The 9,606-nt window shown below is 72.5% G+C and carries 8 protein-coding genes and 1 pseudogene; 2 read left to right on the top strand and 7 right to left on the bottom strand.

Annotation, left to right across the window (positions count from 1 at the left end):
• From DKT69_RS29695 to truB, 6 genes and pseudogenes are all read right to left on the bottom strand, one after another.
• Positions 1-2,299, bottom strand: a 2,299-nt coding sequence (locus DKT69_RS29695; protein WP_109804765.1) for a polyribonucleotide nucleotidyltransferase, incomplete at its 3' end; no start/stop codon positions are given.
• 221 nt (positions 2,300-2,520) lie between these two features.
• Positions 2,521-2,790: a 30S ribosomal protein S15 gene (rpsO, locus tag DKT69_RS29690; RefSeq protein ID WP_109804764.1), complete on the bottom strand. Its 270-nt coding sequence runs from the start codon at positions 2,788-2,790 to the stop codon at positions 2,521-2,523.
• 194 nt (positions 2,791-2,984) lie between these two features.
• Entirely contained in the window at positions 2,985-3,914 is a 930-nt protein-coding gene (locus DKT69_RS29685) for a bifunctional riboflavin kinase/FAD synthetase (RefSeq protein WP_109804763.1), read from the bottom strand.
• A 20-nt stretch (positions 3,915-3,934) separates the two neighbouring features.
• Entirely contained in the window at positions 3,935-5,320 is a 1,386-nt protein-coding gene (gene tnpB / locus DKT69_RS29680) for an IS607 family element RNA-guided endonuclease TnpB (protein ID WP_109804762.1), read from the bottom strand.
• Positions 5,321-5,457: 137 nt separating this feature from the next.
• A pseudogene (locus DKT69_RS40895) lies at positions 5,458-5,550 on the bottom strand (IS607 family transposase); the annotation flags it as partial.
• 74 nt (positions 5,551-5,624) lie between these two features.
• Positions 5,625-6,509: a tRNA pseudouridine(55) synthase TruB gene (gene truB, locus DKT69_RS29670; protein ID WP_109804766.1), complete on the bottom strand. Its 885-nt coding sequence runs from the start codon at positions 6,507-6,509 to the stop codon at positions 5,625-5,627.
• Between the two features lie 109 nt (positions 6,510-6,618).
• Here truB and DKT69_RS29665 point away from each other — a divergent pair, with 109 nt between their 5' ends.
• Both DKT69_RS29665 and DKT69_RS29660 read left to right on the top strand, forming a co-directional pair.
• A complete protein-coding gene (locus DKT69_RS29665; protein ID WP_109804761.1) occupies positions 6,619-7,620 on the top strand; it encodes a hypothetical protein in 1,002 nt (333 codons plus the stop codon).
• A gap of 38 nt (positions 7,621-7,658) precedes the next feature.
• A complete protein-coding gene (locus tag DKT69_RS29660) occupies positions 7,659-8,075 on the top strand; it encodes a hypothetical protein (protein WP_236648434.1) in 417 nt (138 codons plus the stop codon).
• Positions 8,076-8,207: 132 nt separating this feature from the next.
• Here DKT69_RS29660 and DKT69_RS29655 read toward each other — a convergent pair whose 3' ends face one another.
• On the bottom strand, positions 8,208-9,539 hold the full coding sequence (locus tag DKT69_RS29655; RefSeq protein ID WP_109804760.1) for an MATE family efflux transporter: 1,332 nt from the start codon (positions 9,537-9,539) through the stop codon (positions 8,208-8,210).
• Between the last annotated feature and the right edge of the window lie 67 nt (positions 9,540-9,606).

The following is a 9,606-nucleotide window of genomic DNA, read 5'->3' as shown; positions in this document are numbered from 1 at the left end:
CCGGGCAACGGCTGCCGCGCTCGCGGTCCCGGTCGCCGCGCTCCCGCGGACCCCGGTCGCCGCGGTCCCGGCCGGCCGGACGCTCGCCACCGGCGGCCTCGCCCGCGGCCGGCGCCTCGGCGCCCTCCGGGCGGACCTTGTCCAGGTAGATCTTGCCGCGGGCGTCGATGTCCGCGATCTCCACCTCGACCCGGTCGCCGACGTTGAGGAAGTCCTCGACCTTCTCGACCCGCTTGCCGTCGCCCACCTTGGAGATGTGCAGCAGGCCGTCACGGCCCGGCAGCAGCGAGATGAAGGCGCCGAACGGGGCCGTCTTCACCACCGTGCCGAGGAACCGGTCGCCGACCTTCGGCAGCGTCGGGTTGGCGATCGCGTTGATCCGCTCCACCGCGGCCTGGGCCGACGGGCCGTTGGTCGCGCCGACGTAGATCGTGCCGTCGTCCTCGATGGAGATCTCGGCGCCGGTCTCGTCCTGGATGGCGTTGATGGTCTGCCCCTTCGGGCCGATCACCATGCCGATCTTGTCGACCGGGATCTTGACGGTGGTGACCCGCGGCGCGTAGTCCGACATCTCGGCCGGCGCCTCGATCGCCCGCTGCATCACGTCGAGGATGGTCTGCCGGGCCTCGTGCGCCTGCTGCAGCGCGGCGGCCAGCACGTCCGACGGGATGCCGTCGAGCTTGGTGTCGAGCTGCAGCGCGGTGACGAAGTCCCGGGTGCCGGCGACCTTGAAGTCCATGTCACCGAACGCGTCCTCGGCACCGAGGATGTCGGTCAGCGTCACGTACTGGGTCTTGCCCTCGACCTCGTCCGAGATGAGGCCCATGGCGATGCCGGCGACCGGCGCCTTCAGCGGCACACCGGCCGACAGCAGGCCCAGCGTCGAGGCGCAGACCGAACCCATCGAGGTGGAGCCGTTGGAGCCGAGCGCCTCGGAGACCTGCCGGATGGCGTACGGGAACTCCTCGCGCGCCGGCAGCACCGGGATCAGCGCCCGCTCGGCGAGGGCGCCGTGGCCGATCTCCCGCCGCTTCGGCGAACCGACCCGACCGGTCTCACCGGTCGAGTACGGCGGGAAGTTGTAGTTGTGCATGTAGCGCTTGGACTTGTCCGGGGAGAGGGTGTCCAGCGTCTGCTCCATGCGCAGCATGTTCAGCGTGGTGACGCCCAGGATCTGGGTCTCGCCCCGCTCGAACAGCGCCGAGCCGTGCACCCGCGGCAGCACGCCGACCTCCGCGGTCAGCGGACGGATGTCGCGCGGGCCGCGGCCGTCGATGCGGACCTGCTCGCGCAGCACCCGGTTGCGGACCTCGGACTTGGTCAGCGACCGGAACGCGGCGCTGAGCTCCTTCTCCCGGCCCTCGAAGCGCGGGCCGAGCTCCTCGGCGACCTTGGCCTTGACCCGGTCCAGGGCCTCCTCGCGGGCCGCCTTGCCGGCGATCTGGAGGGCCTCGGCGACGTCGGCGCGGGCCAGGTCGGCCACCGCCTGGTACGCGTCGTCCTGGTAGTCCAGGAAGACCGGGAACTCGACGACCGGCTTGGCGGAAACCTCGGCCAGCTCGCTCTGCGCCCGGCACAGCTCGCGGATGGCCGGCTTCGCGGCCTCCAGGCCGCTGGCGACGACCTCCTCGGTCGGGGCGGGCGCGCCGCCGGCGACCAGCTTCACGGTGTGCTCGGTGGCCTCGGCCTCGACCATCATGATCGCGACGTCGCCGTCGGCCAGTGCGCGGCCGGCCACCACCATGTCGAAGGTGGCCCGGGCCAGCTCCTCGTAGGTCGGGAAGGCGACCCACTGGCCGTCGACGTGCGCCATCCGGGTGGCCCCGATCGGGCCGGAGAACGGCAGGCCGGAGAGCTTGGTGGACATCGAGGCGGCGTTGATCGCCACGACGTCGTACGGGTGCTGCGGGTCGAGCGCGAGGACGGTCTCGACGACCTGGACCTCGTTGCGCAGGCCCTTGACGAACGACGGGCGCAGCGGCCGGTCGATCAGCCGGCAGGTGAGGATGGCGTCCTCGCTGGGGCGACCCTCGCGGCGGAAGAACGAGCCGGGGATCCGGCCCGCGGCGTACATCCGCTCCTCGACGTCGACGGTCAGCGGGAAGAAGTCGAACTGCTCCTTCGGCTGCTTGCCGGCGGTGGTGGCGGAGAGGACGACCGTCTCGCCCAGCTGGGCGACGACGGAGCCGGCGGCCTGGCGGGCCAGCCGACCGGTGGAGAAGGTGATCTCACGGGTGCCGAAGGACCCGTTGTCGATCACGGCGGTGCGGGATTCGGTGCCGAGGTTGGTCTCGGTCATGTGCTGTCGTGCTCCTTCGCGTCGTGGGCCACGACATGGGGAGCTGCTCAGACGGCCGGTCTTCGATCGAAGCGCCCGGGTGGCCGGCATGATGCCGGGATTCCCGGGGGCCACTACCGGAGACCGGTACGCTGACCGGCTCCCTGTCGGGTGGTCGCGCGGCCCTGTTCTTCTGTGGTACCGGAACGGGGGAGCGGCCGAGTGGCCACTCCCCCGTCACGTCATCGGCGCAGGCCGAGCCGCTCGATGAGCGACCGGTAGCGGTTGATGTCCTTCTTCTGGACGTAGTTGAGCAGCCGACGGCGCCGGCCGACCAGCAGCAGCAGCCCACGGCGGCTGTGGTGGTCGTGCTTGTGCACCTTCAGGTGCTCGGTGAGCTCGGCGATCCGCTTGGTGAGGACCGCGACCTGCACCTCCGGCGAACCGGTGTCGCCTTCGGCGGTCGCGTACTCCGTGCGGATCTTGGCCTTGGCTTCCTGATCGAGCGCCATGTTCTCCCTGTTTCGATGGGTTGATCACTGATGCCCGTCGTCGGGGTCCGGAGGACCGGAGACGGACGAACCTCGCACCCGCGGCGTCGTGCAGGCACGCGAGGCCCCACGTCGGTCAGCCGACGTCTCCGCCAGCCTACCAGCCCGAGGGGGGACCGCCCGGCGAAGGGCCGCGACGCGGGGCGGCAAAAGGCTCAGGCGACTGCGCGGCGGGTCCGCTCCACGTCCTCGGCGATCTGGGCGACCAGCGGCTCGACCGAGTCGTACGTGCGCTGTTCGCGCAGGTGCGCGACGAAGTCCAGGGCCAGCCGCTCGCCGTACAGGTCGCCGGTGAAGTCCAGCGCGTACGCCTCCACCCGGCGCTCCCGGCCGGAGAAGGTCGGGTTGGTGCCGATGGACACCGCCGCCGCGAGCGGCTCCCGCTGCCCCCGGCGCACCAGCCGGGCGGCGTACACCCCGTCGGCCGGGATCGCCGCGTACCGGTGGCAGAGCAGGTTGGCGGTGGGGTACCCCAGCTCACGTCCGCGCTGGTCGCCCCGGACCACCACGCCCTCCACCCGGTGCGGGCGGCCCAGCGCGGCGGCGGCCGCCACCACGTCGCCCGCGTCGACGCAGGAGCGGATGTACGTGGAGGAGAAGACCGTGCCGGCCTCGGCGACCAGCGGGGCGCCCTCCACGCCGAAGCCGAAGGTCCGGCCGAGCCGCTCCAGCAGGGCCACGTCACCGGCGGCCCGGTGCCCGAACCGGAAGTTCGCGCCGACCACGACCAGCGCGGCGTGCAGGTGCTCGACCAGGATGTCGTGCACGAACTCCTCGGCCGGCAGCCGGGAGAACTCCGGGGTGAACGGCACCACGCAGAGCACGTCGACGCCGAGCGCCTCGATCAGTTCCGCCTTGCGGGCCGGCTCGGTCAGCACGGCGGGGTGCGAACCGGGGCGGACCACCTCCGCCGGGTGCGGGTCGAAGGTCACCACCACCGACTTGACGCCCAGCTCGCGGGCGCGCGCCACGGCGTGGCCGATGGTCGCCTGGTGCCCCTTGTGCACGCCGTCGAAGACGCCGATGGTGACGACCGAGCGCCCCCAACCACCGGGCGCCGCCTCGTACCCCCGCCACCGCTGCATGCCGCTCCTCCCGTTGCAAGTCATGATGCGTATGTGAGCCCATGATCAGCTGTCCCTCCTTGCGGTGAGACGGTCCCGGTCTTGCCCGCCGGAGCGGTGCCGGGTTGACGCTTCACGGCCACCGGCCCGCCAGGGCGGGTCTTACGGTCGGCTCCACGTCCGTTTGACGACTCCCGGCCACTCCGGGCGTCGGTGACCTCGTGCGCGAGCGCGGCAAGGTTGCGTGCGGCGTTCACGTCCCGGTCCGGGACGAAACCGCAGGTGGTGCAGGTGTATGTGCGCTCGGACAGGGCCAGCTTGGCTTTCACAGTGCCGCAGCCTGAGCACGTCTTGGAAGATGGATACCAGCGGTCTGCCACCACGAGTCGGCCGCCGCTCCATTCAATCTTGTAGGCCAGTTGCCGTGGTAGTTCGGCGAAGCCGGCGTCGGCGACGTACCGAGCCAGCCGCCCGTTGCGCAGCAGCCCAGCCACGTTGAGGTCTTCCACCACGATGGTGCCGTACTCTCGGGCGAGTCGGGTGGTGAGCTTGTGTAGCCCGTCCCGACGCAGGTTCGCCACCCGGGCATGCGCGCCGGCTACCCGCGCTCGGGCCACCTCCCACCGATTCGATGGCTCGCGGCCGGTGCGCCGATCGGGGCCGACCCGCCGGGACATGCGCCGCGCGAGACGTCGCATCCGGCGGGCCGCGCAGTCGACATGACAGGGGTTGGCGACCAACTCGCCCGTGGACAACACCGCGAGATGCTTCACGCCCACGTCCACCCCGACCGTTGCGTCTGGCCGCGCCGGCGTGCGCTGCGGGCGGTCGACCTCGACGCAGAAGGACACCTGCCACCGGCCACCGTCACGGCGTACCGTCGCCGACAGGATCCGTGCGGAGCCGGCATCCAAGCGACGGGCAAGCTTGCGGGCGGATTCGTGCAACTTGAGCCGGCCAAGCCGAGGCAGCACCACATGTTTGCGGTCCGGCTCAACGCGAATCGCTCCAGTGGTGAACCGCACCGACGGTGTCGACCGGCGGCGTGACTTGAACCGGGGAAACCCGACCGGCCGCCCGGCGCGTTTGCCGCAACGCGAGTCCGACCAGTTCCTCAACGCCCTGGCGAGGGCATCGAGGCCGGTGTTGAAAGCCTCCTTGGAGCACTCGGCCCACCATGGAGCCACATCGGATTTCGCCTGGTTCCATGCCTTGCGCAGGGCGGGAAGCGACCAGCCGACTGCCGGGGTGAGGTCCACTTCGCCGATACCGTAAGACCGTTCGGCGGTCCGCTGGTCCATGACCGTCTTCACCCTGGCCAACGACCAGTTGTAGGCCACCCGCGCCGCCCCCGCATGTGCGAGCACAGCTCGCTCCTGCACCGCAGTCAGGTCCAGGGCGTACCGGTACGCCTGCATGGTCTTCATCACGCCGGATTGGCTTCCACGGCCCGGAAGGCCCGGTTAGCCGCCCCCCACCATGCGGCCAGAGTGGAGAGCTGCTGCCCCTTGGGATTGGATCGCTTCCCGGCATCAGGGCGGTCCGCCCTAGGGCGGGTTCGGTGAGCCGGATCGACCAGGACGAGTCGCCCCACCCGGCGGGCCGGGACCGGCAGCGGGCTCTCCCGAGGCCACCGGTACGCGCTCACGTGATGCACACCTTCCCGCTCAACTCACCGCTCAAGTTCAATGAGGCATTCATAACGCACCAACCCCCGACCCGCACTGGTCGTCAGGCGGGAGCGAGCACGATCTCCGCGCGGGCCCGCCCGTCCCGCTCGCTGACGATAGCGATCAGGCCGCCGTCCGGGCCGAAGACGGCGTACGGCCCGGTGATGCCGGCCGCGTCCAGCGGCCCGCCGTGGGACAGGATCCTCGCCTCGTCCGGCGTGGCGTCGCGGCGCGGGAAGTACCGCTCCGCGGCGGCGTCGAGCGGCAGGTTGACCACCTCCGGCGCGCGCTGCTCCAGCTCGTCGAGGGTGGCCGCCTCGGCCAGGGTGAAGCCGCCCACCGCGGTCCGCCGCAGCGCCGTCAGGTGGCCACCGACCCCCAGCGCCAGGCCCGCGTCCCGGGCGATGGCCCGGATGTACGTCCCGGACGAGCAGGTCACGTCCACGTCCACGTCCACCACGTCAGTCTGGTCCCGGCGGATCGAGCGGACGTCCAGCCGGGAGATGGTGACCCGGCGGGACGGCAGCTCGACGCTCTCCCCCTCGCGGACCCGCTTGTACGCCCGCTGGCCGTTGATCTTGATGGCGCTGACCGCGCTCGGCACCTGGTCGATCTCGCCGGTCAGCGCGGCGAGCGCGGCGTGCACCGCCTCGTCGGTCACCGTGCCGGCCGGCGTCGTGGCGATCACGTCGCCCTCGGCGTCGTCGGTGACGGTGGCCTGGCCGAGCCGGATCGTCGCGGTGTAGCTCTTGCCGGCCCCGATCACGTAGGTGAGCAGCCGGGTGGCGCGGCCCACCCCGATCACCAGCACGCCGGTGGCCATCGGGTCGAGCGTGCCCCCGTGCCCCACCCGCCGGGTACGCGCCAACCGCCGGATCCGCGCCACCACGTCGTGCGACGTCATGCCGCCGGGCTTGTCGACCACGATCAAACCGTCTGTGCTCACGACCGCCAAGCCTGCCAGATTCCGGTCCCGGTCCGGGCGGGGGATACCACGCCGAGCGACAAGGTGTGACACTCAGGGACATCTCGCCCACTCTCAATCGGGAACCGCGATGTCCGATGATCGGCAGAACTCCGCACCGCACAACCCCGCCCCGGCGCCCGGCTACGGGGCCGGTCCGGGGACGGCACCGGCGTGGCTGCGCCAGCCGCCCGTCGACGCCGGTTCGAGCCGTGGCGACCGGCTGCGGAGCTGGCTGAGCCGGCACTCCGGCATGCTGCTGAGCGCCACGACGGTGCTGCTGCTCCTCGCCTTCGTCGGGGTGGTCGGCGTCGCCGTGCTGGTGTCGATGCCGCACGCGCGCGGGCGGCCGGTGGTGTTCCCGACGATCAGCCAGCCGGCCGGCGAGCAGGCCAGTACGTCCGCGTCGCCACCCGCGGCGGCCGGCCCGTTCGACGGCACGCCGGCCGCCGCGTTCCCGGAAGGGCAGGCGGGGATCGCCCTGACCGCCGCGAAGCGGAGCGGCCCGTTCACCGAGAAGCAGGTGGCGGCCGCGCTGGCGAAGGTCCGGACGGCCCTGGTGACCGCGCGGCTGGACCGCCGGTTCATGACCACAAACGACCCCGAGCCGTTGATCCGGCAGTTCGCCCGGGACGCCCGCGCCGACCTGCGCAAGGACTTCGGCTCCGACACCTTCGCCGCGTACGCCACCCGGCTGGCGCCCGGCGCTCGGCTCACCGCCGACCAGCCCCGGGTGAAGGGTCGGATCAGCTACCGGGCCACCAAGGACGCCGACGGCATCCGGATCCTGGCGGTGACCACCAACTTCGTCTGGGCGTACGCCTTCCGCACCGGCAGCACCGTGCCGGGCGACGGATTGGTCGTGGTGCACGACACCGTCGTCTGGAGCGTGCCGCATCCCGACGACGTCGACCGCAGTTCGAACGGGTTGTGGATCGAGGACGCGAACTCCTACGCCGCCAACATCGACTGCGCGGCCTTCGACAAGGGTCTGCTCGACCTGGGCCCGTCCAGCCACGGCGGTCCGGACGCTCCGGACCCGGACGCGGTCTTCGACCCGGACACGACGCTGGACCTCCCGGACACCTGCTGAGGCGTCCCGGAAACGGGGCGGCGGGACGGTCTCCCGGCGTGCGAAGATCACCCGCCCTGACGCCCGGGGCCCGGATGACCGGCGACCAGCCCCGGGCCAAAGGACGGATCAGCTACCGGGCCACGAAGGACGCCGGCGGCATCCGCATCCTGGAGGTCACCACCAACTTCGTCTGGGCGTACGCCTTCCGGACCAGCGGCACCGTGCCCGGGGACGGGGTGGTCGTGGTACACGACACCGTGGTGTGGAGCGTGCCGCACCCGGACGACGTGGACCGCAGCTCGAACGGCCTGTGGATCGAGGAGGCGAATTTGTTCGCCTCCAACATCGACTGTGCCGCGTTCGACAAGGGCCTGCTCGACCTGGGCACGCCCAGCGTCGGCGGCCCCGACGATCCGGACCCGGACGCGGTCTTCGACCCGGACAAGACGCTCGACCTGCCGGACACCTGCTGACCGCGCCTGGAAACCGGCTCGCCCGGTCGCCCCCGGTACGGCAGACCGCCCGCCGCAACCCTCGTTCCGCCCGGGAGTCCGACGACCAGGTCTGAACGAGCCGATGACCAGGCGGCCGGTGTCCGCTGGCGGTCAGCGGACCGCGCCGACCACCGCCCAGCCACCGGAGCGCACCCGCAGCAGCAGCGCCACCAAGCGGAGCACCACGAAGAGCATCAGCCCGGCCCAGATCCCGCCCAGCCCGAGGTCGAGCCCGTAGGCGAGCCAGATCGCCGGCAGGAACCCACCCAGCGCCGCCACGATGGTGAGGTTGCGCAGGTAGCGGACGTCTCCCGCGCCGATCAGCACCCCGTCGAGGGCGAAGACCACCCCGCCGATCGGCTGCAACGCCACGAACCACGGCCAGGCCACCAGGGCCTGCTCGCGTACCTGCGGGTCGGAGCTGAACCAGGACGGCACGACGCCGGCCCCGGCGGCGATCAGCAGCGCGAAGGCGACGCCGCAGGCGCCCCCGAGCAGCGCGATCCGGCGGGCGAGGGCGCGGGCGCCGGCCGCGTCGCCCGCACCGAGCGCCGCGCCGATCAGCGCCTGGGCGGCGATGGCGAGCGCGTCCAGCACCAGGGCGGTGAAGAACCAGAGCTGGAGGGCGATCTGGTGGGCGCCGACGGCGGCCGCGCCGAACCGGGCGGCGACGGCGGTGGCGGAGAGGAAGCTCGCCTGGAAGGCGACGCCCCGGATGAGCAGGTCCCGGCTGAGCACGAGTTGATGCCGGATCAGCCGCGGCCGGGGCCGCAGGGACACCCGCTCGCGCACCAGCGCCGCCGCGAAGAGACCGCCGGAGAGGGTCTGCGCGGCGGCGTTCGCCACCGCCGAGCCGGCCAGGCCGAGCCCGGCCGGGTAGACCAGCAGCGGGCAGAGCAGCGCGGAGAGCAGGTTGGGGGCGAGCACGAAGAGCAGCGGCCGTCGGGTGTCCTGGATGCCGCGCAGCCAGCCGTTGCCGGCGGCGGCGAGCAGCAGGCCGGGGGCGCCCAGCGCCGCGATCCGCAGCCACTGCGCGGCCGCGCCGGCCACGTCGCCAGCACCGCCGACGAGGGTACGCGCCAACGCCCCGCCGCCGATCTGCATGGCGAGCGCCACCAGCACGCCGACCGCCAGGGCGAGCCAGGACGCCTGCACGCCCTCGGCCACCGCGGCGGCCCGGTCGCCCGACCCGAACCGCCGGGCCGACCGCCCGGTGGTGCCGTACGCGACGACGGTGCCGAGCCAGGCGGTCAGGGTCATCACCGTGCCGCCGACGGCGAGCGCGGCCAGCGGAACCCGGCCCAGGTGCCCGACCACCGCCGTGTCGACCAGGACGTAGAGCGGCTCGGCGGCGAGCACCACGAGGGCGGGCAGGGCGAGCGCGGCGATCCGCCGCGGCGACGCGGCGTCGGACGCGGGCGAGGTGACAACGCTCTGACTCATCGCCGCCGATCCTGGCACGCTGCCCGTAAGGCCCGCAACCCCCACCATCACTTACCGCCCCCCCCCT

Source organism: Micromonospora sicca (genome assembly GCF_003172935.1).
In the GTDB taxonomy this organism is placed as follows: Bacteria; Actinomycetota; Actinomycetes; order Mycobacteriales; family Micromonosporaceae; genus Micromonospora; species Micromonospora sicca.
This window is presented reverse-complemented; position numbering and strand designations above follow the sequence as displayed.

What these genes read in the sequence shown, in the direction of transcription:
- DKT69_RS29665 (WP_109804761.1), top strand. Translation starts at nt 6,619, where the DNA reads ATGTCCGATGATCGGCAGAACTCCGCACCGCACAACCCCGCCCCGGCG.
- rpsO (WP_109804764.1), bottom strand. Translation starts at nt 2,790, where the DNA reads ATGGCGCTCGATCAGGAAGCCAAGGCCAAGATCCGCACGGAGTACGCG.
- DKT69_RS29655 (WP_109804760.1), bottom strand. Translation starts at nt 9,539, where the DNA reads ATGAGTCAGAGCGTTGTCACCTCGCCCGCGTCCGACGCCGCGTCGCCG.
- tnpB (WP_109804762.1), bottom strand. Translation starts at nt 5,320, where the DNA reads ATGAAGACCATGCAGGCGTACCGGTACGCCCTGGACCTGACTGCGGTG.
- DKT69_RS29685 (WP_109804763.1), bottom strand. Translation starts at nt 3,914, where the DNA reads ATGCAGCGGTGGCGGGGGTACGAGGCGGCGCCCGGTGGTTGGGGGCGC.